At 64.2% G+C, this 26,231-nt stretch carries 28 protein-coding genes and 2 pseudogenes; 21 read left to right on the forward strand and 9 right to left on the reverse strand.

Translation table 11 applies throughout. The features are described 5' to 3' along the window. Positions 1-142 precede the first annotated feature (142 nt). The 11 genes from GKZ68_RS03030 to GKZ68_RS03080 all read left to right on the forward strand — a co-directional run bounded on the left by GKZ68_RS03030 (position 143) and on the right by GKZ68_RS03080 (position 7,408). Positions 143-718: a hypothetical protein gene (locus GKZ68_RS03030; RefSeq protein WP_173110604.1), complete on the forward strand. Its 576-nt coding sequence runs from the start codon at positions 143-145 to the stop codon at positions 716-718. 21 nt (positions 719-739) lie between these two features. Continuing rightward, entirely contained in the window at positions 740-1,513 is a 774-nt protein-coding gene (locus tag GKZ68_RS03035) for a hypothetical protein (protein ID WP_173110606.1), read from the forward strand. A 105-nt stretch (positions 1,514-1,618) separates the two neighbouring features. After that, entirely contained in the window at positions 1,619-1,801 is a 183-nt protein-coding gene (locus tag GKZ68_RS03040) for a hypothetical protein (protein ID WP_173110608.1), read from the forward strand. 354 nt (positions 1,802-2,155) lie between these two features. Then, a complete protein-coding gene (locus tag GKZ68_RS03045) occupies positions 2,156-2,776 on the forward strand; it encodes a hypothetical protein (protein ID WP_173110609.1) in 621 nt (206 codons plus the stop codon). A gap of 128 nt (positions 2,777-2,904) precedes the next feature. After that, on the forward strand, positions 2,905-3,084 hold the full coding sequence (locus GKZ68_RS03050; protein ID WP_173110611.1) for a hypothetical protein: 180 nt from the start codon (positions 2,905-2,907) through the stop codon (positions 3,082-3,084). A gap of 30 nt (positions 3,085-3,114) precedes the next feature. After that, the gene (locus GKZ68_RS22355) at positions 3,115-4,146 is read left to right on the forward strand and encodes a hypothetical protein (protein ID WP_173110613.1); all 1,032 of its coding nucleotides are present in this window, start codon (positions 3,115-3,117) and stop codon (positions 4,144-4,146) included. A gap of 65 nt (positions 4,147-4,211) precedes the next feature. Continuing rightward, entirely contained in the window at positions 4,212-5,207 is a 996-nt protein-coding gene (locus GKZ68_RS03060) for a hypothetical protein (RefSeq protein WP_173110615.1), read from the forward strand. Between the two features lie 49 nt (positions 5,208-5,256). Continuing rightward, positions 5,257-5,607, forward strand: a complete 351-nt coding sequence (locus tag GKZ68_RS03065; protein WP_173110617.1) for a hypothetical protein — start codon at positions 5,257-5,259, stop codon at positions 5,605-5,607. After that, complete coding sequence (locus GKZ68_RS03070; protein ID WP_173110619.1) at positions 5,604-5,987, forward strand: hypothetical protein; 384 nt, start codon at positions 5,604-5,606, stop codon at positions 5,985-5,987. The genes GKZ68_RS03065 and GKZ68_RS03070 overlap by 4 nt, the downstream gene beginning before the upstream one ends. A gap of 33 nt (positions 5,988-6,020) precedes the next feature. After that, positions 6,021-6,437 carry a hypothetical protein gene (locus tag GKZ68_RS03075; protein WP_173110620.1) on the forward strand — a complete coding sequence of 139 codons (417 nt, stop codon included), beginning with the start codon at positions 6,021-6,023 and terminating at the stop codon, positions 6,435-6,437. A gap of 146 nt (positions 6,438-6,583) precedes the next feature. After that, on the forward strand, positions 6,584-7,408 hold the full coding sequence (locus GKZ68_RS03080) for a hypothetical protein (protein WP_173110622.1): 825 nt from the start codon (positions 6,584-6,586) through the stop codon (positions 7,406-7,408). Positions 7,409-7,434: 26 nt separating this feature from the next. Here GKZ68_RS03080 and GKZ68_RS03085 read toward each other — a convergent pair whose 3' ends face one another. Both GKZ68_RS03085 and GKZ68_RS03090 read right to left on the reverse strand, forming a co-directional pair. Then, entirely contained in the window at positions 7,435-7,884 is a 450-nt protein-coding gene (locus tag GKZ68_RS03085; protein WP_173110624.1) for a hypothetical protein, read from the reverse strand. Positions 7,885-7,979: 95 nt separating this feature from the next. Next, complete coding sequence (locus GKZ68_RS03090; protein WP_173110626.1) at positions 7,980-8,945, reverse strand: MBL fold metallo-hydrolase; 966 nt, start codon at positions 8,943-8,945, stop codon at positions 7,980-7,982. A 169-nt stretch (positions 8,946-9,114) separates the two neighbouring features. Between GKZ68_RS03090 and GKZ68_RS03095 the strand changes: the two genes are divergently transcribed. Continuing rightward, entirely contained in the window at positions 9,115-13,113 is a 3,999-nt protein-coding gene (locus GKZ68_RS03095) for a gliding motility-associated C-terminal domain-containing protein (RefSeq protein ID WP_173110628.1), read from the forward strand. A gap of 91 nt (positions 13,114-13,204) precedes the next feature. Here GKZ68_RS03095 and GKZ68_RS03100 read toward each other — a convergent pair whose 3' ends face one another. Next, positions 13,205-13,549 (reverse strand): hypothetical protein, encoded by a 345-nt coding sequence (locus tag GKZ68_RS03100; RefSeq protein WP_173110629.1) that lies wholly within the window; start codon positions 13,547-13,549, stop codon positions 13,205-13,207. A 72-nt stretch (positions 13,550-13,621) separates the two neighbouring features. On the opposite strand from GKZ68_RS03100, the gene GKZ68_RS03105 reads away from it, so the two are divergent. Then, positions 13,622-14,242 carry a thioredoxin family protein gene (locus GKZ68_RS03105; protein ID WP_173110631.1) on the forward strand — a complete coding sequence of 207 codons (621 nt, stop codon included), beginning with the start codon at positions 13,622-13,624 and terminating at the stop codon, positions 14,240-14,242. Between the two features lie 69 nt (positions 14,243-14,311). Here the strand turns inward: GKZ68_RS03105 and GKZ68_RS03110 are convergent, their stop codons facing one another. After that, on the reverse strand, positions 14,312-14,833 hold the full coding sequence (locus tag GKZ68_RS03110) for a GNAT family N-acetyltransferase (protein ID WP_173110633.1): 522 nt from the start codon (positions 14,831-14,833) through the stop codon (positions 14,312-14,314). A gap of 129 nt (positions 14,834-14,962) precedes the next feature. Between GKZ68_RS03110 and GKZ68_RS03115 the strand changes: the two genes are divergently transcribed. Next, on the forward strand, positions 14,963-16,081 hold the full coding sequence (locus tag GKZ68_RS03115; RefSeq protein WP_173110635.1) for a glycoside hydrolase family 43 protein: 1,119 nt from the start codon (positions 14,963-14,965) through the stop codon (positions 16,079-16,081). Between the two features lie 125 nt (positions 16,082-16,206). On the opposite strand, the gene pncA is transcribed toward GKZ68_RS03115, so the two are convergent. Further along, positions 16,207-16,818: a bifunctional nicotinamidase/pyrazinamidase gene (pncA, locus tag GKZ68_RS03120; protein WP_173110637.1), complete on the reverse strand. Its 612-nt coding sequence runs from the start codon at positions 16,816-16,818 to the stop codon at positions 16,207-16,209. Between the two features lie 164 nt (positions 16,819-16,982). Continuing rightward, a pseudogene (locus GKZ68_RS03125) lies at positions 16,983-18,503 on the reverse strand (malate:quinone oxidoreductase); the annotation flags it as partial. A gap of 113 nt (positions 18,504-18,616) precedes the next feature. On the opposite strand from GKZ68_RS03125, the gene GKZ68_RS03130 reads away from it, so the two are divergent. After that, a complete protein-coding gene (locus GKZ68_RS03130; protein WP_173110640.1) occupies positions 18,617-19,060 on the forward strand; it encodes a BLUF domain-containing protein in 444 nt (147 codons plus the stop codon). Here GKZ68_RS03130 and GKZ68_RS03135 read toward each other — a convergent pair. After that, positions 19,052-19,588, reverse strand: coding sequence for a 2'-5' RNA ligase family protein (locus GKZ68_RS03135; RefSeq protein ID WP_173110642.1), 537 nt, complete (start codon positions 19,586-19,588; stop codon positions 19,052-19,054). The two genes, GKZ68_RS03130 and GKZ68_RS03135, sit on opposite strands and share 9 nt — an antisense overlap. Before the next feature lie 119 nt (positions 19,589-19,707). Here GKZ68_RS03135 and GKZ68_RS03140 point away from each other — a divergent pair, with 119 nt between their 5' ends. From GKZ68_RS03140 to GKZ68_RS03150, 3 genes and pseudogenes are all read left to right on the forward strand, one after another. Then, the gene (locus tag GKZ68_RS03140) at positions 19,708-20,835 is read left to right on the forward strand and encodes a spore photoproduct lyase family protein (protein WP_254244138.1); all 1,128 of its coding nucleotides are present in this window, start codon (positions 19,708-19,710) and stop codon (positions 20,833-20,835) included. Between the two features lie 36 nt (positions 20,836-20,871). Then, positions 20,872-21,396, forward strand: a complete 525-nt coding sequence (locus tag GKZ68_RS03145; RefSeq protein WP_173110644.1) for a hypothetical protein — start codon at positions 20,872-20,874, stop codon at positions 21,394-21,396. Between the two features lie 58 nt (positions 21,397-21,454). Further along, positions 21,455-22,140, forward strand: a pseudogene (locus tag GKZ68_RS03150) (IS5 family transposase). Positions 22,141-22,193: 53 nt separating this feature from the next. On the opposite strand, the gene GKZ68_RS03155 reads toward GKZ68_RS03150, so the two are convergent. Continuing rightward, a complete protein-coding gene (locus GKZ68_RS03155) occupies positions 22,194-22,466 on the reverse strand; it encodes a hypothetical protein (protein WP_173110646.1) in 273 nt (90 codons plus the stop codon). Between the two features lie 70 nt (positions 22,467-22,536). Further along, entirely contained in the window at positions 22,537-23,463 is a 927-nt protein-coding gene (locus GKZ68_RS03160; RefSeq protein WP_173110648.1) for an alpha/beta fold hydrolase, read from the reverse strand. A gap of 260 nt (positions 23,464-23,723) precedes the next feature. Here GKZ68_RS03160 and GKZ68_RS03165 point away from each other — a divergent pair, with 260 nt between their 5' ends. From GKZ68_RS03165 to GKZ68_RS03175, 3 genes are all read left to right on the forward strand, one after another. Continuing rightward, entirely contained in the window at positions 23,724-23,915 is a 192-nt protein-coding gene (locus GKZ68_RS03165; RefSeq protein WP_151087837.1) for a cold-shock protein, read from the forward strand. A gap of 129 nt (positions 23,916-24,044) precedes the next feature. Next, positions 24,045-25,244: a DUF1624 domain-containing protein gene (locus GKZ68_RS03170; RefSeq protein ID WP_173110650.1), complete on the forward strand. Its 1,200-nt coding sequence runs from the start codon at positions 24,045-24,047 to the stop codon at positions 25,242-25,244. Positions 25,245-25,296: 52 nt separating this feature from the next. Further along, complete coding sequence (locus tag GKZ68_RS03175; RefSeq protein WP_173110652.1) at positions 25,297-26,109, forward strand: PhzF family phenazine biosynthesis protein; 813 nt, start codon at positions 25,297-25,299, stop codon at positions 26,107-26,109. The last annotated feature ends 122 nt before the right edge of the window (positions 26,110-26,231 follow it).

Consider the following 26,231-nt stretch of genomic DNA (forward strand, 5'->3'; position numbering starts at 1 on the left):
AGGCAGCGCTTCATCGACTTTTTGGTGGGGTTACTATACTTTTTACCTGGGCCGGCTAGGGGGTAAATTACTTTGGTTCAGCAAGTCGCCCGGCGCCTGCCGGCCGATGCGTGCTCTTCTTTTCACCTTCCAACCCTTTTTTATGCCTACGTCTACTTTTCGTACCTGGCTGCTCGTGCTCACTCTTTGCCTGCCAGGTGCGCTCAGCGCGGCTGCTCAGTGCCGCGACCCGTGGATTGGGCAGCTTTACCAGCAGCTCTACAACCGCCAGCCCGTGGGCCAGGGCGAAGCGGGCGAGTGCAACATTCATCTCTACAACAACGGCACCTGGGGCAGCCGCGACGAGCTGATGGGCTACATCAAGCAGGTGCAGCAGAGCGGCTTGCGCGTGGGCGTGGCCCCGCTCGGCAGCAACACGGTGATGGCCGTGGCCCAGGGCAACCAGATTTTTGCCGTGTCGGTGCTCGATGCTGGGGGCAACCTGGTGGCGTCGGGCGGGGGCAACCTGGTGGCTTCGGGCGGCGGCAACCTGGTGGCGTCGGGCGGGGGCAATCTGGTGGCCTCGGGTGGGGGCAACCTGGTGGCGTCGGGTGGGGGCAACCTCACGGGCTTGAGCAATAACACGCCCGGTTTCAGCTTCGGCAGCAACTACGGCACGCTGGCCGCCGGGCAGCGCCGCGTGAGCACCAGCGGCAAAGGGGCTCTGGTAGTGCGCTAGCCCATTTTAGTACCTAAGCTCATGGCTACTAAAACCCTGAAATCAATTTTCTGCACGCTGTTTGGGTGCGCGTGGGTGTTGCTGCTGGGCCTGTTGCTGGTGCTAGCCGGGTGCGGCGAAGGCAGCGCGGCTACTGCCGCCGACGGCGCGCCGGTGGCCGGCCACCTGGTAGGCGGCAAGCCAGTGGGCCTGTTCTTCGTGACGAAGTCGGTGCTGGGCAATTTTCGCACCCTGTCGTACTATTTCAGCCCGGCTGGCATTGCCTACGAAAACCAGGTGGGCCTGAGCCCTGCCGAGCTGGCTGCCACGCCCGAAAAATCAAAGGGGCGCTACTCGGTAACGGGCAAAACGCTCGCCATTGCCTGGACCGGCTATACTCAGCCCGAAAGCGCCGAGATGCTGCCACTCGGCGGTGGGTTTGGCTGGAGCGGGGGCAGCATCTTCTCGGCCGTGGGGCCTTTCACAAGCCCTAGCCAGCTGGTGGGCACCTTCGAGGGCGGCACCAGTACCTACGCTTCGGCCGTGGGCCAGTCTACGGTATCTAAGGCGCTCACTTTCAAGCCCGATGGTACCTACCAGGGCAGCGGCGTAGCCACCGCGACCACGGCTACGGCCGGTAGCGTGGCCGAAACCGGGGGCACGTCGCAGCAGGCCGGCCGTTGGCAGCTCGACGGCTGGTACCTCACCCTCACCGATGCGCAGGGCCATAAGGTCCGCGACATTGCCTATCCCGTGGGCACCGGCAGCCAGGTGACGCTTTTCAACTTCAACGGCATCGCTTACGAGCGGCAGTAGAGAAACTCTCCGGCTGGGGAGGTGAGTCGGCGGGCCGCAATACTTCTTATACCTAAATGTCTTATGCCTAGGCAGATAATTGCGGTTCTCAAAACATTGGCCGTTGTGCTCGTGGGATTTTGCCTGCTTGTATTCGTGGCCGGGTATCTCTGGGCCTGGGCCTGGAACAACACGGCCATCGCTACTGAAGAGCACTTCCGCCAGGTGCAAGCCGAAAAACAGCAGCAGGACTCGTTCCGCGCTGCCGCTCCCCAACTGCCAGACTCAGCCGCCCGCCCCCAGCCGTGAGAAAACCCGCTCCTGCGTCTGCAAAGTGCCTGGCTAGCCCCGATTGCCTTACCAAAAGCTAGCCCGGTGCAGCGCGATAAGCGGAACCTGGCCAGCTGGTACGGAGCCTCACTACCCGTTTGCCGCCTGTGCTCGGATAGCCGCGTTCCTGACCTTAAACAAGTGGTTTTCAACATTTCTCATTTCCTCTTGCCGCATGTGTTCCTTCCTGATTACCGCCGCTCGCTGGCGGGCGCTGGGCTGCTTGGCGTTGCTACTTGGGTTGCTGGCCTGCTCTTCGGGGGCAAGTAGCGCGCCGGGGAGCCCGCTGCCCGGCCGCCTGGCCGGGGGAAGCCCGAGGGCCTGTTCTTTTTCATGAACGTGTTTAACCGGCAGGGGCTCTACTACTTCACGCCCGATGGGCGGGTGTACGCCGACCCCACCGACTTTACCGACGCCGGCCTGGCCGCCGTCGGCCCGCAGTCGCGCGGCGCATTTGAGGTAAACGGCGCGGAAATGACGGTGAAGTGGGACCAGGGCGCCCCCGAAACTCACCCCTACAAATCGGACCCTACCGGCTTCGAATGGAACGGCTCGTTCGTGGGCATTGGTCCGTTTGCGGATGCCAAGCAGCTGGTGGGCACCTTCGAGGGGCACAACGATGCCGTGACTGTGGACGCCAATAGCACCGCGGTTTATCGCACCCTCGTCTTTCAGCCCGATGGCACGTTCACGCGCGACAACTACGCCGCCATCCACCTCGACTCGCGCCCCAGCACCGGGGCCGACCCTGGCGCTGCCCCCGGCACCGTGGCCGACGGCTCGGCCAGCAGCCAGCAGGCCGGGCACTGGAGCCTCGATGGGTGGTTTCTGACCCTGACCGATGCGCAGGGCACCATTCGGGCCCTGGCCTTCCCCCTCGACCAGGACGACAAAACGGACAAGCTGAACCGGTTTCGCTTCAACAGTACCACCTACCGGGCAGCCGGCAGCTAGCCGGCCCCGCCCAGGAGCAGCCCCCACAAAGCCAGTCCGCGACGGACTAGCCAGCGGCGCAATGCGGCGCAATGCGGCGCAAACACCCCTGGTGGAGTAGTGCCAATTTCCCCTTAACCCCCTTTTTTATGAAAACGTCAACCGCTGATTTTGCCCACGCGGCTAGCCCTGTTCCCGGTACTGGTCCTGCCGTTACCCACACACCACCGCCGCGCGCGCAGCGCTTGGCCCGCAGTACCGGGGGCGTGCTGCTGGCCGTGCTGGCGGACCTGGCTACCGAGCGCGACATAGAAGAGAATGGCTATTGATTTTAGCTGCTTTAACATAAGTAGTTGCGCATGAAAAAGCTGTCTTTACTCGCGGGCGCGGTGCTCGCCTTATTAGTGCTCCCGGCCCGGGCCCAAAGCGGCGCGGCGCTGCTGCAAAAAGCGGAGGCGCTGGACCGCGCCAACCAGTTTGAGGCCGCCCAGACGGCTTACAACCAGGCTAGCCGCGCCTTCGCCAAGGCCGGCGACCTCAACGGCCAGCAAAAAGCCCTGGGCGAGCTCGCCGCGCTGGATGAGCGCCTGGCCGACCAGCTGCTAAAGTCGGCCGGGGCCCCGCCCGCGCCCGCCCCGGCGGTCCCGGTGCGGGCCGTTGCCCCCGCCCGCGCCGGGGTAGCGGCCCCCGTGCGGCCCGTGGCCCCGGCGGCGGGCCCGGCCGGCGACGCTACCCAGCCGCTAGCCGGCTCGGTGGCGGGCGGGCGGCCAGTGGGGCTGTTTTTTATGAGTCGCTACCTCATGGCGCTGCACTCGCTCGAAAAGGCGACGTACTACTTCACGCCCGGCGGGCAGGTATTTGTAAATCCGACGGGTTTCTCGGCGTCGTCGCTGGCCTCGCTGCCGGCCGGCCAGCGCGGCAGCTACACCCAGGCCGGCAGCAAGCTAACCGTACGCTGGGCCAGCGGCCAGACCGAGGACAGCGCCGTGGAGCCCCAAGCCAGCACCTTTGGCTGGAGCATGGGGCTGTTTCTGGCCGTGCGGCCCTTCGCCAGTGCCCAGCAGCTGGTGGGCAGCTTTGAGGGCGGCAACTCGGTGAGCCTGGGCGGCGGCAGCACGGCCGTGGTGAGCGGCCTCGCCTTCCGGCCCGACGGCACCTACACCCGCACCGGTACTAGTTCCATCAGCACCGGCACCGATGCCGACGGCACGGCCCACGCCGGGGCGAGCGGCACCTGCACCGGCCGCTGGAGCCTCAATGGCTGGCTGCTCACCCTCACCAGCGCCCAGGGCCAGACCATCCGCGGCGTGGCCTACCCCATCGAAACCGACGATAAAACCGGACAGCTCACCCGCTTCTACTACGGTAGTATGGCCTATAAGCGCTTGTGAGATAAGTGATTGTTGCTGCCGGCTCGCTTTATCGCTGAGCTTAAACATTTTCATTTTGTTTTTCTATGCTTAAGCTACTTCGCCTCTCTCCGTTGCAGCGCGCGGGCCTGCTGCTAGCGGCGCTGCTGGCTAGCCCGGCTGCCCACGCCCAGCTCGCCTACAGCGGCCCGCCCGGCGCTACCCTCATGCAGCAAGCCAAAATGAAGCTTGCTGCCGGCGACCGCGCTGGCGCGGCCGCCGCCTACCAGCAAGCCTACGCCGCCTACACGAGCGTAGACGACTCGGATGGCATGAAGGCCGCGCTGGCTGGTAAAGCAGCGGTGAGCGGCAGGGTCGCGGGCCTAGCGGCGCTGCGGCCGGCGGTGGGGGCGGCGCGCCCGGCCGCCCCGGTGGCGGCGCCTCCGGCCGGCCCGGCCCCGGTGGCGGGGCGCTTGGTGGGCGGCAAGCCGGTGGGGCTGTTTTTTGGGACAAAAACGGTCTTGGGGCACTTTATTACCATGACGTATTACTTTGGTCCTGATGGTGTTGCCTACGAAAATCCGCCCGGCCTGAGCGTAGCCGCGCTGGCCGCCACACCCGCCAGGTCGAAGGGCCCCTACTCGGTGTCGGGTAAGACGCTCAGCATTGCCTGGCCCGGCGACCGCAAGGCGGAAACAGCCGCGATGAACTCACTGACCAACGGTTTCAGCTGGAGCCTGGGTAGCATCTTCTCGGCTGTGGGGCCCTTCCAGAGCCCTAGCCAGCTAGTGGGCACCTTCGAGGGCGGCACCTCCACGTTTGCCACGGCCGTGGGGCAGGCCGTGGTGTCGAGCACGCTCACTTTTCGGGCCGACGGTACCTACCAGGGCAGCGGCGTAGCCACCGTGACCACGGCTACGGCCGGTAGCGTGGCCGAAACCGGGGGCACGTCGCAGCAAGCGGGCCACTGGAGCCTCAGCGGCTGGTACCTCACCCTGACCGATGCCCAGGGCCGCACCACCCGCGGCATTGCCTACCCGGTGGGCACCGGCAGCCAGGTGACGCTTTTCAACTACAACGGCATGGCCTACCAGCGTCAGTAGCTCGCGGCCGGAGTTTTTCCGAAATGCATCCTCACCTTAACGAAGCGCCATGAGAACTACTTTTCTGCGAAACCGGTCGGTTCTGCGTGCCGGCTGGGTTTGGGGGCTGGTCCTGAGCCTGGGGGCCTGCTCGTGGGGCGGCGATAACCCGACGGTGGCGGGCCACCTGGCGGGCGGCAAGCCGGTGGGGCTGTTTTTGGTGACGACGAAGCCGGGCACCACGGCGCGCTACTATTTCAGCCCCACGGGCGTAGCCTACAAAAACCCCTGGGGCCTGAGCAAGGCCGCGCTGGATACTACCTCCCAGCGCCGTGGTAGCTACCGCGTAGCGGGCAACACGCTCAGCATCGACTGGCTTATCAGCCCCCCAACTACTTCGATGTTAAAACCGGCGACATGAGCCTGCGCCCCGATGGCTTCAGCTGGGGGCCGCACCGCCTGGTTTCGGCCGCGGGGCCGTTTAGCAGCCCCAGCCAGCTGGTGGGTGCCTTTGTGGGCAACGACTCTAGCTACGCGCTGGAAACGTACCGGCAGGTAGTATACCGGGCGCTTACCATCCGGGCCGACAGCACCTACGTGGGCGGCTGCCTGGATGCCGGGGCCACCGCCGCGGCCAGGCGCAGCTCGGCCCCGGCCGGCTACTGGCACCTGAGCGGCTGGTACCTGACGCTTATCGATGCCCAGGGCCATGCTACCCGCGACTTCGCCTACCCCGTGAGTAGCCGCGCGGGCCAAGTGACGCGCTTCATTTTCAACGGCATGGCCTACGCGCGCCAATAAGGGTGGCTAGCCTGTGCCCACCCTCCTTTCCTTATGCCAACCTCGCCCAAGCCGCCGCCGCACTGGATTTTTCGGCTGTTCCGCACCCTGGCGTTGCTGGCCCTGGTGGCGGCGGGCTTCGCAACAGCGGGCATCGGCTTGCTGAGCTGGGGCTTCTATAACGCGGGCCAGGACCATCGGCGCGAAATGGAAGCCCAGCGGCAGCAGGAAAGCTTCCCCGAGCTACTGACACCACCCAGCGCCCTGCGCCGCCGCGGCCTACCCCTTAAAAAACGCCCCAACTATGCAAAAGCTTTCCCTGTCTCTGCTGCTAGCTGGCCGCCGCGCCCGGCCCGGCCCACACCCAAGCCGGCGCCGCGCTGCTGCAAAAACCCGCCGCCCTGGAGAAAGCCGGCAACCGGCGCGCCGCCAACGCGGCCTACAGCCAGGCCAACGCGGCCTTCGGCGTAGCCTTTCCCGTCGAAACCGAGGCCAGAACCAGCCAGGTAGCGCGCTTTTGCTTCAGTAATGTACTTTATATAGAGAGTATAAATTAAAAGAAAATACTTGGTTTTCGCTCTTTCAACCACCCTTTCGCTTCTTTTTTATTCACGGCTATGAATGACTTTGCTTCTTCTCCCTTTGCCTCGGCTGCGTCTGCTAGCCCTACCACCGAAGCCTTTGCCGTGCGCATCGGCCACATCTGGCTCATGGTGCTGGCCCTTACGGCCGGCCTGGTCATTGGCTTACTGAGCGTATTTGCGGGGGCTAGCGCGCTGGGCTTGCTGCTGGCGCTGGGCCTGCTGGCCACGGGCTACTGGGCCTGGCGGCGCGGCTACCAGGCGGTGCAGCTGGTGCTCACGCCCGAGTGCCTGCGCGTGCTGCCTCCGGCGCCCGGCGCCCCGGTCGAGGATATTCCACTGAGCCGGATTGCCAATTACCTGCGGCCCCGGGAGGCCTACTATCAGATACTGGAACTGCAACTACACGGTGGGGGCCGGCGGCGTTTCGGTAAGCGAATGCGCAAGCCTGCCGCCGGCCTCCTGACCCTGGACGACTGGACCGAGGCCCTGGTGACCCGCCTGGAGCAGGCCCGGCCCGTGGCGGCCGCGCCGGATGCGGCAGCTGCGCCAGTGGCCAGCGGCCTGGTGGCCGAGCGACCCCGCATTTTCGCGCGCACCACCTTTGGCAAAATCCTGGCTGGCCTGGCCGGGGTGTGGCTGGTGCTGGTGGGCCTGGCGGCGCTGGGCGGCGCGCACCTGGCGGCTGGCATCTTCCTGGCCCCGATTATGTATTTGGGCTATTATTTTCGGGCGCGCGGGGTGCTCAAGGTGACTACCTATGCCTACACCGGCGCAAATGCTCGGCGCGACCGGGAATTGCAGAATGAGCTGGACGACACGCGCGAGCGCACGTTCGATGAGCTGAATAGGTTTTCGTAGCGGCCCCGCTACGCCTGCCGGCGGCGCTAGTGCCCGCGTGGTTTGCCCGGCCCAGCGGGCGCCAGCGGCGCGGTAGCCACCAGCTCATACACGCCCTTGTTGCCGGTAGGGTAGCCCAGGATGGTGATGCTGAGGCGGCGCGTGCGGGCATCGTAGCGGTAGGTGCCGCGCTGCACATCCGAGCCCTTGAGGTCGGTGAAGCGAAATACGATGCTGTCGCCCTTGGTGGTGAAGCGGCCGTGCTGGGTGAAGAAGCGCGGGCCGCTGTCGCCCAGCAGCAAACTCAGGCGCTTGTCGTAGGTGCCGTCGGCGCGCAGGGCCAGCGTGCCGCCCACGCCCGGCACCTGGGTTGGCGGCTCGCCGGTGGTGAGGTCATACACGGTATAGCCCGTGTAGGTGTAGGTAGTGTAAAAAGCGGCCGGTGGGCCAGGGGCGGGGGCCGCCAGCAGCGTGGCCGCCAGCAGGTAGCGAGTCATAAAAAGCAGGTGAGGCAAACGACAAAAACGGGGCTAGCGGGCCAGCGGAGTCTCCGCCGGCCCGCTAGCCCCGCTGTCAAAAATAGCGCCGGGGGCTAGGCTGGGTAGCGTGTAGCGTTGCCTGGCTGGTATTTTTTGCTTAGCTTAGGCTGCTTACGGCGTCCACCCACCAGCAGCCAGGCCGCGCCGGCTAGCAGCAGGCTCACGCCAATGGCGGCTGCCTGCCTGGGTAGCTTGTCCTCGGCGGGCGGCGGCAGGTGCTCGACGCCGCTGGCGTCGGTGCGGGCCGGCTCGTGCAGGTAGCGGCCCTGTTTGGGCAGGTGGTAGTTGTCGGCCAGGTGGCGCAGGCCGGCGGTGGCGGCGGGGCCGGTCATCACCGGGCCGTGGCCGCAGCCAATGGCCAGAGGCTCCAGGCCGGCTAGCAGCTGCACCGACTGAAAGCACTTGTCCCAGTCGTAGTTGAAGGGCGCGCCGGCCACGCTGATTTTCGGAATGCCCAGCAGCACAGCCGGCACCGACTCGTGGTCGGTGGTAGCAAACGCATCGGCCCCGATGAGCGTGCGGTCGGCCTCGCGGAAGAAGGCGATTTGGCCCGGCGCGTGGCCCGGCACGTGCAGCCAGCGCCACTGCACCAGGTGCGGCGGGTGCTCATCGTCGAGCGGCAGGGCTTCGGCCACGTCTTCTAAATTAGGTAATTGGGTCGGAAAAAACCGGCTCATAAAGGCCAGCGAGCCGCCCACGGTAGGGTCGCGCGGCGGGTACAGCGCCTTGCCCGTGAGGTAGGGCAGCTCCAGCGGGTGCGCGATGACGGGTACTTTCCAGTGCTCGGCCAGCTCCTTGGCCGAGCCCAGGTGGTCGAGGTGGCCGTGGGTGAGAATAATGGCTTCGGGGTGGGTGCCGGGATAGAAGAGTGTATCGGCCGCCGCGATAATCTCTTTTTCCGAGCCGGGCAGGCCAGTGTCGATGAGTACCCACTCGCCGGGGGTGCCGGTTTCGACAAAATACACATTCACAAAGCGCTTGATGCGCAGCTGGTGCACGCCAGCAGCAACCTGGTCCATAAACAGAAGGCCAATAGTGAGGAAAAAGAAGTAGCTCCGGCATACGCAAAAATGCCCGCCGGGGGCTAGCCGACCTACCAAAAAATGGCTTGAAAAAAAGCATAGCGAGCGAAGGCTTAGGATGGAGGTATATTTGAGAGTGATTCTGCGCCTTTTCTGCAAAAAATAGATGAAAACACTCTTTACCCTGCTATTCTGCTTGCTGGTGCAGGCGGGGGCCGCCCGGCCGCCGGCCCACCCCGCCGCGCCGCCCGACCTGGAGTTTATCGAAAACAAAGGCCAGCTGCCGGCGCCGGTGCGCTACACGGCCGCCCTGGTGGGCGGCGGGCAGCTCTTTGCCGAGCGCGATGGCCTGCGGCTAGCCCTGCTCGAAGATGGGGCGCTGGCCCGCGCCTCGGGCCACCCCACCGGTTCGGCCGCCTCGCTGCCCACGGCCGACTACGCCATTCGGGGCCACGCCTTCGACCTGCGCTTTGCCGGTGCCTCGCCGGCCACGCACCTGCTGGCTACCAGCCCCACGGCCGAGCACCGCAACTATTTGCGGGGCAACGACCCGGCCCGCTGGGCCACCGACGTGCGCAGCTACCACGAGCTGCGCTATGCCGAGCTGTGGCCCGGCGTGGCGGCGCGCTTCTACGAAAATGAGCAGGAGCACCTCGAATACGACTTTACCGTGGCACCGGGGGCTAGCCCGGCCGCCATTGGCCTGCGCCACGCCGGCGCCCCGGTAACGCTCGATGCCGTGGGCAACTTGCAGATAGCCACCACCGTGGGCGTGGTGCGTGAGCTGGCGCCGCAGGCCTGGCAGCTCGATGCCGGAGGCGGCCGCCAGCCCGTGGCCTGCCGCTACCGGCTCGACGACGATGGCACGGTGCGCTTCGAGCTGGGCCGCTACGACCCGGCCCGGCCGCTCACCATCGACCCCACGCTGGTCTTTGCCACCTACACCGGCTCGACCTACACCAACTGGGGCTGCACCGCCACCTACGACGCCCAGGGCAACCTCTACTCGGGCGGCATCGTGTTTGGCCAGGGCTACCCGGTGAGTCCCGGCGCGTTCCAAACCAACTTTAAGGGCAACATCGACATGGGGCTCATCAAGTACGACGTGACCAAGTCGGGCCCCGCCGCCCGCGCCTGGGCCACCTACGTGGGCGGCACCGCCGCCGAATACCCGCACAGCATGGTGGTAAACAGCCAGGGGGAGCTGCTGGTGCTGGGCTCGACGGGCTCCAATGACTTTCCGATTACGGCCCCGGCCGTGCAGAGCATGTTCAGGGGCGGCTCTACCGGCGACCCGTTTCTGAATAGGGGCGCCGACATTGTGGTATTTCGCCTTGCGGCCTCGGGGGCGGCCCTCAAGGGCAGTACCTACCTGGGCGGCACCGGCAACGACGGCCTGCTGCCCTTGCAGATGTATTCGAACGCGACGCAGCTGGTGCACAATTTTGGCGACTCGTTTCGGGGTGATATTGTGGTGGACGCGGCTGATAACGTGTATATTGCCTCGTGCACGAGCTCCGCTGACTTTCTGCCCGCCGGCACCCCGGCCAGCTTTCAGCGCAGCTACCGGGGTGGCACCTCCGATGGCGTGGTGTGCAAGCTCACCAGCGACTTGTCGGCCCTGCTGTGGGGTGGCTACCTGGGCGGCAGTGCTTCGGATGGGGCCTACTCGCTGCAAATCGAACCCGCTTCGGGCGACGTGTACGTGGCGGGCGGCACGCTCAGCCCCGACCTGCCCGCCACCGCCGGCGCCCTCAAGACCACCCTGGCCGGCAACGTGGATGGCTACGTGGCGCGCATCGCGGCCAATGGCAGCAGCATTATGCGCACTACTTACTTGGGTACCAGCGCCTACGACCAAGCGTATTTTGTGCAGCTCGGCACCGATGGCGGGGTGTACGTGCTCGGCCAAACGCTGGGCACGTACCCCGTTACGCCGGGCCTGTATACTACGCCGGGCGGCCGCCAGTTCATTCATAAGCTCGACGCTAACCTGAGTACTACCCAGCTGGCCACGGTATTTGGCAGCGGACGTACCACGGTAGATATTTCGCCCACCGCTTTTCTGGTGGACCACTGCGACCGGGTGTTTGTGTGCGGCTGGGGCGGCGGCGCCAATCAGCTCTACGGCTACCCTAGCGCCAACTACCTGAGTGCCAACAATGGCAGTAGCACCAAGGGCCTGCCCATCACGCCCTACGCCGTGCAATCGACAACCGACGGGTCGGACTTCTACCTGGCGCAGTTTGGGGCCGGCCTCACCAACCTGGGCTACGCCACCTACTTTGGCGGCTACTACGATACCCCCAGCTGGGGCGAGCACGTCGATGGCGGCACCTCGCGCTTCGACCCGCGCGGGGTGGTGTACCAGGCCGTATGCACCTGCGGGGCCAGCGCCAGCTTTCCCATTCCGCCGGGCGCCAACTACTATTCGGCCACCAGCGGCACGAGCAACAACTGCAACAACGCGGCCTTCGTGCTCAACTTCCGGCCCGACGTGGCCGACGTAGGCCCGCCCCAAACGGTGTGCGCCAATAATGCCTCGCCCCTGGAAGGCACCCCGAGCGGCGGGGTGTGGGCGGGCCCCGGCGTGAGTGGCTCGGTGGCCACGGGCTATGTCTTTACGCCGCCTAGCCTGGGCACCTACCAGCTCACCTACACGGTGGCTACCGGGCTGTGCAGCAGCACGGCCACCCGCCAGGTGACGGCCGTGGCGGCGGCTTCGGTCACTATTGCGACGGTGCTGCCCTCGGCCTACTGCGCGGCCGATGGCGCCCCGCTGCCCACTACGCCGCTGGTGGGCTCGCCGACGGGCGGCACGTTTAGCGGACCGGGCGTGATGACCAGCGGCAGCAGCCAGTATTTTGACCCCAACAAAGTGAGCGGGGTCGCCGACCTCACGTACACTTACTCCGTGGGCTGCACGGTGCAGCTAAAACGCCGGGTAGAGGTAGTGCGGGCCACGGCCGGCGCCCCCCAAACGCTGTGTATTAATGCCTCGCCCATCGGCTTGGTGGGCACGCCCGCTGGCGGCGTGTGGTCGGGGCCAGGCGTGACGGGCACCCTGGCGGGGGGCTTCTTCTTCGACCCGGCCAGCGTGCCGCCGGGCGTGGTCAGCCTCACCTACACCCAGACGGCAGCCGATAAGTCGTGCGCCGCCACGAGTGTGCGCCGCATCACGGTGGTGGGCGCCGCGCCGCCCGTGCTCACGGCGCTGCCCTCGCCGCTGTGCGTGGCCACTACCACGCGCTACCCGCTGGTGGCTAGCCCGGCCGGCGGCTACTGGTACGGCTATGGCGTCAATAGCACCGGGACCGATTATTTCTTTTCCCCTAGCCAGGCGGGCGTGGGCACCTTCACGCTCACCTACGTGGTGGGCAGCGGCACCACCTGCGCCACCCAGCGCACCATGACGGTCACGGTATCCGCTACGCTGGTGGCGGCCGTGCCGGCCGATACCACGCTGTGCCCCGGCACCACGGCGGCATTCCGGCTGCGCGGGGCTAAGCCAGCGGGCGGCACCTGGGTTGGCCCCGGCGTGAGCGGCACCGCCACCAGCGGCTTCTTCTTTACGCCGCCGGCAGGCTTTGCGGGGGCGGCCGTGCTGACTTATACGGTGGCGAGCGCCGGCTGCACGGCCACGGCCACGCGCCGCGTGGCCGTGGCCGTGCAGCCGGCCTTCCAGCCCGCCTGGGCGCCGGTGGCGTGCCCCGAAGACCGGCAAGTGCCGCTCAGCGTGCGCTTTACCGATGCGGGCGGCAACGCCGCTACCCAGTGGGATTTTGGCGATGGCAGCCCCACCGCCACGGGCGCCGTGGTGCAGCACACCTACCAGCAGGCCGGCCACTACCAGCCCACGGTGAGCCTGCGCTACCTCAATGCGCAGTGCGCAACTACCGCGCCGCTAGCCGCCCTCGACCTGCAGAACCAGGTCATCCCGAACATTATTACGCCCAATGGCGACCAGCAAAACCAGTATTTCCGGCTGCCGCCGAGCTGCGCGCCGCAGCTTCAGTTGTTTTCGCGCTGGGGCCAGCGGGTGTACGAATCGGCGGTGTACCACAACGACTGGGACGCCACTGGCAACCCCGCCGGCGTTTACTACTACCTGCTCACGTATCCCGACGGCCACCGCATCAAGGGCTGGCTGGAAGTGGTGAAATAACAGCCAAGCCCGCCACTAAAAAACGCCCAGCCAGCTTGGTCGGGCGTTTTTTAGTGGCGGGTCTAAGCCACGGTGCAGCCAAAGCTGCCTGCTACTTCACCGGGCGGCTAACAACCTGGCCGGTAGCTTTGTCTACTTCAAACGCTGCCTTATGAGGCATGCGCCGGGCCCAGTCGGTGCGGGGCACCAGCACCTGCCAGTGCGCATCGGCATTGAGTACGCTAGCCGAGTCGAGCACGTACAGGGCCGCACTGGGCTGGCCTTGCAGGTACTGGGCTACCGCCGCGCGGGCGGCCTCCGGGGTGGGGGCCGAGGTGGCCGGCGGCATCGAGATGGCGCTGGGCACGGCCGCCGGAGCGGAGGTAGTAGGCAGGCTAGCCGACTGGCAGGCAGCCAGCCCACCCAGCAGCAGCGCGGAAAAGCATCGGTTGAGCATGCGGCAAAGCTAGCGGCGCCGTAGCCATTTGGGGCGCTCGGCTGTTGTAGGCTCATTCTCGTACTGCTCCTTATGCCTACTACTTCTTCCGCGCCGGTTATCAGTGCCGAGCGCCTCGCTGCTGCCTACACCTATCACGCTTATCGCCAGCTAATTGATGACCTGCTGGCGCAGGGTAAAACCACCGGCCCCCAACAGTCGGAAGACTTGCTCGCCTACGCCAAGCTCAACGAGCAGCGCATGAGCCGCCTCGACAAAACGGTGAAGCTGCTGCCCGAATTGGCTGCCGCCGTGGCTAGCCTGCAAGGCAGCTACATCTGGCTGATAATCACCGAAGGCTGGTGCGGCGACGCCGCCCAAACCGTGCCCGTAATGGAAGCCGTGGCGCAGGCCAGCCGGGGCCACCTGCGCCCCGCCTACGTGCTGCGCGACGAAAATCTTGACCTCTCCGACCGCTACCTCACCAACGGCAGCCGCTCCATTCCCAAACTGGTGGTGCTGCGCGCCGATACCCTGGCCGAAGTAACGCACTGGGGCCCGCGCCCCGCCGAAGCCCAGGCCTTGATACTCAAGCTCAAAGCCGAGGGCATGGCCCACGACGACTTCATCCGCGAGCTGCACGCCTGGTACGCCCACGACCGCACCCAGGCTACCCAGCACGAACTGCTAGCCCTGGTGCAGCAGCTGAGCTAAGTAGTAATGGGTAATTCAGTAGTAGGTAATGACGTTTAGGTATTGACCACTACTGAATTACTCGTTGAGTTAAAGCGCTTTCTCCAGTGTGAGCAGGGTGAGGGGCTGGCGCGGCCGGCCGAAGCGAATAGTGTCCGGAAAGGGCTCGCTGGCGCCGGTGCGCTGGTAGCCCTGGCGCTCGTACCAGGCCAGCAGCTCGGAGCGGAGCGCCAGCACACTCATCTTAATGGCGCGGCAACCAGCCTGGCGGGCATGGGCCTCGGCGGCTCCCAGCAATTGCCTGCCCAGGCCGTGTGCCTGCGCCTCGGGCGCTACGGCCAGCATGCTCAGGTAAAGATAGTTGCCCTGATTTTCGAGGTATACGCAGCCGGCTGGCTGGCCATTAAGCTCAGTCTTGAGTAGCACAGCGGCCGGGGCGGCCAGCATTTCCAGCAGCGTTTCTACGTCGATGCGCGGGCCTTCGAGCAGGTGGCCTTCGGTGGTCCAGCCGGCCTGGCTAGCCTCGCTGCGGTAGGCGCGGTTGATGAGCGTAGCCAGGGCCGGCGCGTCGGCCGGGGTGGCGGGGCTGAAGGTAGGAGCGGGTTTTTCCACGTCGCAAAGGTAGCCGGCGGGGTAGGTGCGGGCCAGGTGGCCAGCCCAGCCTATCCAAACGAAACCGATAGCTGACGCAAAAAACTGCGCGCTAGCTTGCGGTCCCACCGATTTAACTACCTCTGTTTCATGCTCCGCACCCTTGCCGCTTGCCGGCCGGCCCTGCTGCTGGCCGCCCCGCTCGCCCTGGCCGCCTGCCAAAGCCAGCCCACCCAAACCACCAGCCCGCCCGCCGCCGGCACCCCGGCCACCACTGCTACTGACTCGGCCGGCACCAAGCCCAAGTACCTGGCCAAGCCGCTCATTAGCAGCATTTACACCGCCGACCCGTCGGCGCACGTCTTCAACGGCAAGATTTACATCTACCCCTCGCACGACATTGAGGCGGGTATTCCGGAAAATGACAAGGGCGACCACTTCGCCATGCGCGACTACCACATCCTGTCGATGGATAGCGTGGGCGGCAAGGTCACCGACCACGGCATAGCCTTGGATATCAAGAATATCCCCTGGGCCGGCCGCCAGCTGTGGGCGCCCGACGCGGCGTTTAAGAACGGCACCTACTACCTGTACTTTCCGGTGAAGGACAAGCAGGACGTGTTTCGCATGGGCGTGGCCACCAGCCCGTCGCCCACCGGTCCGTTCAAGGCCGACCCGGCGCCCATCGCGGGCAGCTATAGCATTGACCCGGCCGTGTTTACGGATACCGACGGCAAGGCCTACATGTACTTTGGTGGCCTCTGGGGCGGCCAGCTTCAGCGCTGGAAAACCGGTACTTACGACGCCAACGCCCCCGAGAAAAAGCCCGATGGCAACGAGCCCGCCATCGGCCCGCGCGTGGCCCAGCTCAGCGCCGACATGAAGCACTTTGCCGGCCCGGTCAAAGAAATTAAAATCGTGGATGAAGCCGGTAAGCCCCTGCTGGCCAGCGATACCAAGCGGCGCTTCTTCGAGGGCGGCTGGCTGCACAAGTACCAGGGCAAGTATTATTTCTCGTACTCGACCGGCGACACCCACCTGCTGGTGTACGCCGTGAGCGACTCGCCCACCGGCCCCTTTACCTACAAAGGGGTTATTATGAACCCCGTGCAGGGCTGGACCACTCACCACTCCATCGTCGAGTTTAAGGGCAAGTGGTACATTTTCTACCACGACACCGAACTCAGTAACAAGACCTGGCTGCGCAATGTGAAAGTGACCGAGCTTAAGCGTACCCCCGACGGCAGCATCGTCACAATTAATCCGTGAGAGATTAATGTATAATAAATAAAGAACGCCCTGCTCATCTGGCGTCCGCTTGTCGAAGCATCTCTACCGCTTCGACAAGCGGACGCCAGATGAGCAGGGCGCTTTTTTTCTTTCCTTATCCCTACTTAAACTAGCACCTCGCTAGCCTGCACAAAGCGCACGCCCTGCGCCAGCAGGTCGGCCTTGGCGGCGGCGATACTTCCGGCTGAAATCCCGCGGCTAGCGTCTTCAATCACCGCTACCTCAAAGCCTTCGCTGCGCGCGTCCTTGGCCGAAAAATACACGCAGTAATCGCTGGCTAGTCCCGCCACGAATACCTGCGTGATGCCACGCGCCCGCAGGTAGGCACTCAGGCCGGTGGCGCGGCGGTGGCCGTTGTCAAAAAAGGCGCTGTAGCTATCCAGCTCAGGGTCAGTGCCTTTGCGGAAGATGGCTTCCACGCGGTCGAGGCTCAGGCCGGGGTGCAGCTGGGCGCCGGGCGAGCCCTGCACGCAGTGGTCGGGCCACAGGCGCTGGGGCAGGCCCTGCCACGCTATTTCGCTGAAAAGGTCGTGGCCGGGGTGGGTGCTGGCAAAGCTGCGGTGCCCGGCCGGGTGCCAGTCCTGCGTTGCCACCACCAGGTCGAAGCGCGGCTGCAAGCCGTTGAGCAGCGGCAAAATGGCATCCCCTTCAGCCACGGCTAGCGCCCCGCCGGGCAGGAAATCGAGTTGAAAATCGATGAGCAGCAGGCAAGTCATAGGTTAATAGGAATAAGTAGCGGCTAATAAAAGAACGGCCTGCTCATCTGGCGTCCGCTTGCGGAAGCATCCCTCCCGCGCCGCTAAATAAGTGACCCTAGCGGCCAGCGGCGCGAGCGAGATGCTTCGCGGGGCTCAGCAGGACGTTCTCTAAGTATTAATCGTCAGTTCAGCTTGAGCACCTGCGCCGAGTGGGCCCGCACCTGCTGCGTAAGCGCTGGATTATCAGCCAAATGCTGACCAAAAGACGGCACCAGCCGGCGAAATGTGGCCTGCCACTCGGGCGAGGCGGCGTGCTCAGGAAAGCAGCGCTGCACTAAATCGAGCATAATGCTAACGGCCGTGCTCGCCCCCGGCGAGGCCCCCAGCAGCGCCGCGATGGAGCCGTCGGCGGCCGTCACGACCTCGGTGCCAAACTCCAGCACGCCGCCTTGCTTTTTGTCTTTTTTGATGACCTGCACGCGCTGGCCGGCTGCTTCGAGCTGCCAGTCTTCGGGCCGGGCCTCGGGGTAATACTCGCGCAGGGCCGCGATGCGCTGCTCGGGCGTTTGGAGCACCTGCCCGATGAGGTATTTGGTGAGCGGAATATTACGCGCCCCGGCATAAAGCAGCGGCCGGATGTTACCCAGTTCAATTGAGCGAAACAGGTCGGTGTACGAGCCTTTTTTCAGAAACTTGGTGCTGAAGCCGGCATAGGGGCCAAACAGCAGCTCCTGGTGGCCGTTTATCTGACGGGTGTCGAGGTGGGGCACCGACATGGGCGGCGAGCCCACGGCGGCCTTGCCATATACCTTGGCATCGTGCCGGGCAATGACCTCGGGCTGCGTGCATTTCAGCCACTGCCCGCTCACCGGGAAGCCGCCAAAGCCGTTGGCCTCGGGAATGCCCGACTTTTCGAGCAGCGTGAGCGAGCCGCCGCCCGCCCCGATAAACACGAAGCGCGTGTACACCTTGCGGCTTTTGCCGGTAGCCCGGTCCCGGATTTTAACGCGCCAGAGCCCGCCCTCCTTGCGGCGCAAATCCTCGATTTCCTGCCCTAGCTCGAAGCTGACGCCCGGCTGCTGGCGCAGGTTGTCAAACAAGGCGCGGGTGAGGGCGCCAAAATTAACGTCGGTGCCGATGGCCATGCGCGTGGCCGCCACGGGCTGGCTAGGGTCGCGCCCGGCCATCACCAGCGGCGCCCAGCCGGCAATTTCGGCCGGGTCGGTGCTGAACTCCATGCCCGCAAACAGCGGCGAGCCCAGCAGGGCTTCGTAGCGCCGGCGTAGGTACTCCACATTGGCCTCGCCCCACACGAAGCTGATGTGCGGAATGCTATGGATAAAATAGTGCGGGTCAGGCAGCTTGCTTTCTTCTACCAGGCTGGCCCACAGCTGCTTGCTCAGCTCAAACTGCTCGGCAATTTTATCGGCCTTGGCGATATCAACGCTGCCATCGGGGCGCTGGGGCGTGTAGTTGAGCTCACAAAAAGCCGAGTGGCCGGTGCCGGCGTTGTTCCAGGCGTCGGAGCTTTCGGCGGCCACCGCGTCGAGGCGCTCGTACACGGCCAGGGTAAGGCTAGGGTCAAGCTCTTTAAGCAATACACCGAGCGTGGCACTCATGATGCCCGCGCCAATGAGCACAATATCAGCAGTCAGCGGCTTGGTAGAAGAAGTTTTTAAATCCATAAAAAGCAGGGAAATAGCGCGGGCTACGGTAAATTTGCCGCAGCAAGTTGCTGCGCGCTAGCGGCTATAAAGAAAAATGACCAGCAGAACCTTTACTAAAGCCAGGAATTGCGCCGGGGCGTTGAGCAAGGATGAAAAGTGAACCAGGGGGTTGTTACAGTATCGTCTACATCAGTACGGCCATTGCCGATTTTAGGGAGGCGGACTTGTTGCAACTGCTAAAGCAGGCGCGGGGTTTCAACGAGCAGGCCGGCATCACGGGCGTGCTTATGTACAGCGGCGGCCGCTTCATACAGGTGCTGGAAGGCTGCCCGGCGGCCGTGCGGCGCCTTTTTGCCCGCATCGCGGCCGACCCCCGCCACGGCTGCCTCGAAAAGCTGGCCGACGGCCGGGTGCCCCAGCGTGAGTATAAAGAGTGGTACATGAGCTTCGCACCCCCGCCCACCGCTGCCGATTGGCGGCAGCTACCTGGCTACCTCACCCCGCCTCAGCTCGTACTCGCGGGCCTGGGCACCGCCACGCAGCCGCTGCTCAGCGAGTTCCTGGCCGCCAGTACTGAAATGGTGCTAGTGTAGCTGCTGAGCTGAGCCAAACGAGAATACCTGCCGCCGCTCCCAGGGGCCACCCCGGTAGGCCCACAGTGCCAGCCCCGTACCCTGCGCGGTGAAGGGCCGAAAGCCAGCGCTTAGCTCGGCTAGAAGGGTTCGCGCTACGGCGGGCTCCACCTTATTTTGCACCGTAATGTGGGGGCGCAGGCCCTGCTGGTCCTGGGCCGAAAGCCACGGCTGCCACCGTTGCTGCAGGCGCCGGTGCAGGGCCGGCAACTCAGGATTTTCGAGGGTATACAGCACGCCCCGGCCCATAAACTTCAGGCCCGTTACGGCTAGCGGCAGCGGCGCCGGCTGGCTAGCCGCTGCTTCGGCTAGGTAGGCGCAAATAGCCGTTTCCTCGCTGCCCGGCAGGGCATGAAACAGCGTGAGGTGGGCGTTGAGGTAGTTGATTTTGGGCGGAAAATACTTTTTGCGCTGGGCATCGAAAAAGGCCTGGCTAGCCTCGTCGAGGGTGAGCGTAAGAATGAGTGGGGCAGGGGAGAAGTTGGACACTGAAAGAGGAGGGATAAACTGGTGCAGGACGCTAACGAGCCAGGTAAAAAAAGCTGCTAACCGGCCTTAAAAACCAACTCAAATCGACTTATTACGCAGCCAGGCTTGTTGGGTACGTAATGCAGACCAACCTCTTTTTGCCCGTTCTCAATGCGCCCGAAATAGCCCGGCCGCTAGCCCTCCCGGAGGCCGCTGCGCCGCGCACCCACGGTGCCAAGCTGTGGCTGCCGCAGCGCGTGCTGTTCACGCCCGATGCCTTGCAGGAAGCCTATGGCCAGCAGATTCTGGCCCGTGCCCAGGCCCTGAACTTGCCCATTGAGCGGCTGAAAAGCAACCGCCTTACCGGCCTGCGCGGCGCCGACGAGCGCGCCACCTACCGCACCGCCAAAACTACCCTGGCCGTGGTAAACGCGCCGGCCGGCGCACTGCGCCTCCAGCCCACGCCGCCCTCGGCCGACTACCAGCTCAACTTGGCCGAAGGCTGCCCGGCGCACTGCCAGTACTGCTACCTGGCCGGCAGCCTCAGCGGCCCGCCCGTGGTGCGCGCCTTCGCCAACCTGCCCAAGCTGCTCGCCAACACGCAGGCCTACGAGCGCGCCGGCCGCCCCGTGAGCTTCGAGGCTAGCTGCTACACCGACGTGCTGGGCATCGAGCACCTCACCGGCGCGCTGGCCGAAGCCGTGCGCTACTTCGCTAGCCGTGAGGGTGGCCGCCTGCGCTTCGTGAGCAAGTACGACCACGTGGAAAGCCTGCTGGGCCTGCCGCACCACGGCCACACCCGCGCCCGCGCCTCGCTCAATGCCGAGCCCCTGGTCCGGCAGCTCGAAGGCGGCACGGCCAGCATCGAGGCCCGCATTCAGGCGCTGCGGCGGCTGGCGCTGCCGGTGGCCCAAGGGGGCGGTGGCTACCCAATAGGCGTGGTGCTGGCGCCCATTATGCCCCTGCCCGACTGGCAGCAGCACTACGGCGCGCTGCTCGACCGCCTGCAAGCGGCCCTCGATTTCGACTGCGACCTCACCGTGGAGTTTATCACCCACCGCTTCACGCCCGGCTCGAAGGAAGTGCTGCTTGGTTGGTACCCCAACACGAGCCTCGACCTCGATGAAAGCACCCGCGCTGTGAAGCGCAACAAGTTCGGCGGCCTCAAGTACGTTTATGACCTGCCCACGATGAAGGAATTGAAAGCCTGGTTTTATAGCGAATGGCAGCGGCGCTTTCCGCACGCGCCGGTGCAGTACTGGACGTAGGCGTATAGCTTCGCTCTACACTTAGCTTAATAGTTAATGTTACTCAGTGATTTTTGGGCGCAGCAGCAGTTTAGTTATTTAGTTACCTATTCGTTTCAGCGAGGCCCGAAGTTGATAGCCTTGAAAAAGCAACTTCAGCAGGAGCTTGTAACAGCTCGCTATATGCGGCGAGCTGCTATTCAAAGGCAGATAGATGAATTGAAGCGGCCTTCCTTAACGCTGACAAAAGGGCTGGGACCTGTGCATTCAACGGCTACCGCCGTAGCACGGCTAGCTGCTGGCTCGGTTGAAGCACAGCAATTATCCTATGAGTTGCAAATATCCACTAAACAGGAGTGGTATGCTATGTGCACCCCTATCTATCGCGATGCCCTTGCTTTTTACAACGAAGCCAATGAATTAATAAGTATCCTGAATATATACTTTCATTGCTGCTTTATGTGTACCGACCAACTGGAAGCGGTTGAAGCCGATATGGCTACTTATGATATTCTACGGGCGTTTTTAATTCGGCTAGGTTGTACGGACAATTATCTTTGCGTTCGTGAGCAATCTGGATGAAATCAGTGACCGTGCTTGGACCGCTTTGGCCCCACATTTATCGGGCAAAGCGGGCGACGTGGGCCGAACAGGCGTCGATAACCGACTCTTTCTCAACGCCGTGTTCTGGGTGGCGCGCCACGGCTGCGCCTGGCGTGCACTGCCGGCCCGCTTTGGCAAACACGACACGTTGCGCAAACGCAGCCGGCGCTGGGCCCAAAAAGGCATTTGGCAACGCTTGTTCGAAGCCGTGCAGGAACCAGACCTGGATTGGGTGATGCTTGATTCGACCGTGGTGCGGGCCCACGCGCAGGCGGCGGGCAGCCGAAAAAAAGCCGCGTCGGCGACGAAGCCCTCGGCCGCAGCCGCGGCGGGCTGACGACCAAAATCCACGCCCTCGTCGACGCGCTGGGTAACCCGTTGCGCGTGGTGCTCGGTCCCGGCCAGCAAGCCGATTGTCGACGCGTAGCGGAACTGCTGCCGGCCGCTGAGGGTACCAGCAACGTGCTGGCAGACAAAGCCTACGATACGGACGCCGTACTCGCCAGCGTGGCCGCCCTCGGTGCCCAAGCGGTGATTCCCAGCAAAAAGAACCGCCTCGTCCAACGCGTGATTGACCGAAATCTGTACCGCGACCGCAACAAAGTCGAGCGCTTTTTTAGTCGCCTCAAGCAGTTTCGCCGGCTGGCCACGCGCTATGATAAAACGGCCAGCAGCTTCTTAGGAATGGTGCATTTCATCTCAGCACTCTTGTGGCTTCGCTAATTGTCCGTGCAACCTAGGCCATTCTATTACAGATAACGAGTAAATCCTTACCACTAGCACCCGCACCGAAAATCCGGATACTCAATAAAGCCCGGCGCGGGTGTATCATCGATGCGGATGATGTGGTCGAGGCGCACTTCCTCGCCCGAGGCTAGCTGGGCAAACTCGACGTGGTCGCGCACGAAGAAGGTTTTGAAGGTGGCCGGGCCCTGGCAGAGCTGGCGCAAGTCGTTGAAGTACTGCAAATACACTTGCTTCTTGCGGGTGGCCAGGGCTTCCAGCTCATCGTAAAAGCTGCAGGCAACGGGTTGATAATCGGGAGCCATAATAAAAATGAACGGGGCGACAGTAGATTGCCAAATGCCGTCGCCCCAGTAAAAGTTGTGCGGCGTGGGGCTAGCCCCGCGCCTGTCGCTTTCGCAGCCAGAGCCAGGCGCCGGCGGCTACCAGCGCGGCCACGCCGGCCACCAGGGCCGCCTGCGGCACTTTTGGCTGCTCCGGTGCGTGCCGGGCCACTACGCTATCCTGGAAGGGCTGGCCGCTGGTGGCTGCCAGAATAAGGCGAGTAGCTTCGGCGGGCTGGTCCCACTGCGGGAAGTGGCCGCAGTGGTCGAACCAATAGAGGCGGGCGTCGGGAAATTTCGCCAGGGCCCGCGGCGCCTGGCTGGGCACGCATACCTTATCCTGCCGCCCCCAGCCAATAACCAGCGAGCCTGGTATCGAGCCCTTGGGCGCACCCTGCTGCACCTCGCCATAGGCCAGGTTATAGAGCAGCTCATCAAAGGAGGGCGCGTGGGCAAAGCTGCGCATCTCATCCAGCGCCGCGCGGGCCGGAATCTGCCACGGGTGGGCCGAAAACTGCGCAAACAGCAGCGTGCGCGTCACCGCATTGCCAGTAAGCAAGGGCATGGCGGGCTGCAAGGCGCGCACCAGCCTGGTTGATAGGTCCACGCTGTGGTAGAAAACCGGAATCTCCCAGCCCTGCCAGAAGCCGCCCGGGTCGAGCGACACTACCGCCCCCAGCACGCCGCCGCGCCGGGCCAGCTCCAGCACCAGGCGCGCGCCCATCGAGCTGCCTGCCGCGTCGATGCCCAGCAGGTCGTGCCGACGCAAAAACTCGGTGAGCGCGTCGGCTAGGGTACCAATGGTTACCGGCCCACGCAGCGGCGGCGTGTCGCCAAAGCCGGGCAGGTCCACGGCAATTACCTCGCGCTCCTGAGCTAGCCCGTCCAGAATAGTTTGCCACGAGCGCCAGCTGCCGCCAATGCCGTGTACTAGCAGCAGCGGCTTACCGGTGCCGCGCCGGATGAAGTTCATTTCCATAAGAGTAAGGCAAGCGAAAATAAACCGGACTACTACCATGTACCCGGCCATCATCGTATACGCAAAACCGCCCCCGGCCGCTAAAGCACCACCATCAGCGGCCTTAAGTAACGCGCAACTGGTCCCGCGCAGCAAATTCAACGTACCTTTACGGCACAAAAGGCAAATCGCCACGTTTCAGTACCGTTAGGGTAGTTCGCTACATTAATCACACAGGTTCGCTGCTGCTTGCTTTATCACCCCATTTTTTCCCTAGCATCATGCAGACAGGAACCGTAAAATTCTTCAACGAAACCAAAGGCTTCGGCTTCATCAAAGTAGACAGCACCGGCGAGGACGTATTCGTCCACGTAACCGACCTCGTGAACGAGATTCGCGAGAACGACAAAGTGCAGTTTGAAATCGCCCAGGGCAAAAAAGGCCCGAACGCCGTTAAAGTATCGCTGGTGTAGCTTTAAGCCGCCTCAGTTAGTAAAAGGCCCCGCTAGCACGCTAGCGGGGCCTTTTTTTGATTTCTGGCTAGTAGAGCAGGGCGCGCGATTACCCCGTACTTTGGCAGTGCCAATCAGGCGCTTCGCTCTATGAGCCAACCTGCTACTTTGCCATTGCCCGGCCCGGCGGCCCCTAGCGAGGCCGCGGCCCGCCCCCGCGTGCTGGCCATCGATGTGGTGCGCGGCCTGGCCATGATACTCATGGCCATCGACCACATTCGGGAGTTTTGGTGCGCCACGCCGGTGCGGCCCGAAGACGTAGCCCAGGCCCCGGCGGCGCTGTTTCTGACGCGCTGGGTTACCCATTTTTGTGCGCCCACGTTCGTGTTTCTGGCGGGCGTCAGTATTTTTTTATACCAGCAAAAGCAGCCTAGCCGGAGCGCGGTCAGCCGGTTTTTGCTCACGCGCGGGCTGTGGCTGGTCATGCTGGAGCTGGTGGTAATTAATTTTTTGCTGCAGTGGGGCTATCCGCTGCTGGTGCTCGAAGTAATCTGGGTGCTGGGCTGGAGCATGGTGCTGCTGGCGGGTGCCATTTGGCTGCCGCGCTGGCTGCTGGCTAGCCTGGCACTGGTCTTCCTTTTTGGGCAGCACCTGCTGCCCACCATTCAGCCCGTAGATACCCGCCACCTGGGCGGGGCCTTGCTCTACGATAGTCCGTTTTTAGTGGCGCTGCACCCCGTGCCGGTTTTGGCGGCCTACACCATCCTGCCCTGGGCGGCCGTGATGGCCGCCGGCTACGTGGCCGGGCCCTGGTTTTGGGCTGCGCCGGCCCGGCGCACGCGCTGGCTAGGCCTGGCGGGCGGGGCCGCGCTGCTGTTTTTTGCGGGCCTGCGCGCCACCAATTGGTACGGCGACCCCTCGCCGTGGAGCGTGCAGCCGCGCGGGGCCGGCTACACGCTGCTCTCGTTTCTGAACGTCACCAAATACCCGCCGTCGCTGCTGTTTCTGGGTCTCACGCTCGGCGGGGCGCTGGTGCTGCTGGCGGTGGCCGGCCGCCTGCCTAGCCGCCTCAGCAGTTGGCTGAGCACGTATGGGCGGGTGCCGCTCTTTTACTTTGTGCTGCATTTTATGCTGATTAGCGGCGGGGCGTATGCGTGGACGCGCTTGGCTTTTGGGCACGCCATCAACCTGTCGTTTGCCGCCGTAAAAGACTGGCCGTCCGCTTATCACCCCAGCCTGCCGCGCCTGTATGTGGTGTGGGTGTGCGTGGTGGCCATCATGTACTGGCCCTGCCGCTGGTACCAGGGCTACAAGCAGCGGCACTCGTACTGGTGGCTGTCGTATCTGTAAACGGGCTAGCCTGGCAGCGCGGTGCATCTTTGCAGCTCACTTCTCTTTCGCCATGACCATCCCGATTTACCAGGTTGATGCCTTTGCCCGCCGGCCTTTCACCGGCAACCCGGCCGCCGTGTGCCCGCTCGACGAGTGGCTGCCCGATGCCACCATGCAGCAGATAGCCGCCGAAAATAACCTGGCCGAAACGGCCTTTTTCGTGCCGCTGCACGGCCAGGCGGCCGATTTTCACTTGCGCTGGTTCACGCCCACTTTCGAGATTGACCTCTGTGGCCACGCCACCCTGGCCAGCGCCCACGTGCTCTGGAACGAGCGCGGCTATACCAAGCCCGAAATCACTTTCCACAGCAAAAGCGGCCTGCTGAAAGTGCGCCGCGAGGCCGATGGCAAGCTGGTGCTCGACTTTCCGAGCCGCCCGCCGCGCCCGCTGGCCCTGGCCGAGCACCCCGAGGTGCTGCTGCGCTCGCTCGGCCCCGGCGCGGCCACGCCGCTGGCCGTGCTGGCCTCGCGCGATTTGGTGGTCGAGTTTGCCCACGCCGACGAGGTGCTGGCCCTCAAGCCCGACTTCGCCGCGCTCATCGACCTAGGCTACATCGGCCTCATTGCCACGGCGCCGGGCACGGGCGGCGTCGATTTTGTGTCGCGCTTTTTTGCCCCCGAAGTGGGCGTGCCCGAAGACCCCGTTACCGGCTCGGCGCACAGCACGCTCATCCCGTTCTGGGCCGAGAAGCTGGGTAAAACCGACCTGTTTGCCCGCCAGGAGTCGGCGCGCGGCGGTGAGCTGTGGTGCCGCCTGCGCGGCGACCGCGTGGACATTGGTGGCTACGCCGTCACGTTTTTGCGCGGCGACGTGCAGCTATAGCGGCCAGCAGGCACCAGCTGATAAGGTTGGTTGTTTGGTAATGAGCTGATTGATAACAGTATAAACGGTATCGGGGATGATTTATGAGTATAAAAAAATGAGTTAAGCTGGACTTTGTGGCT

The organism is Hymenobacter sp. BRD128 (assembly GCF_013256625.1).
GTDB lineage: Bacteria > Bacteroidota > Bacteroidia > Cytophagales > Hymenobacteraceae > Hymenobacter.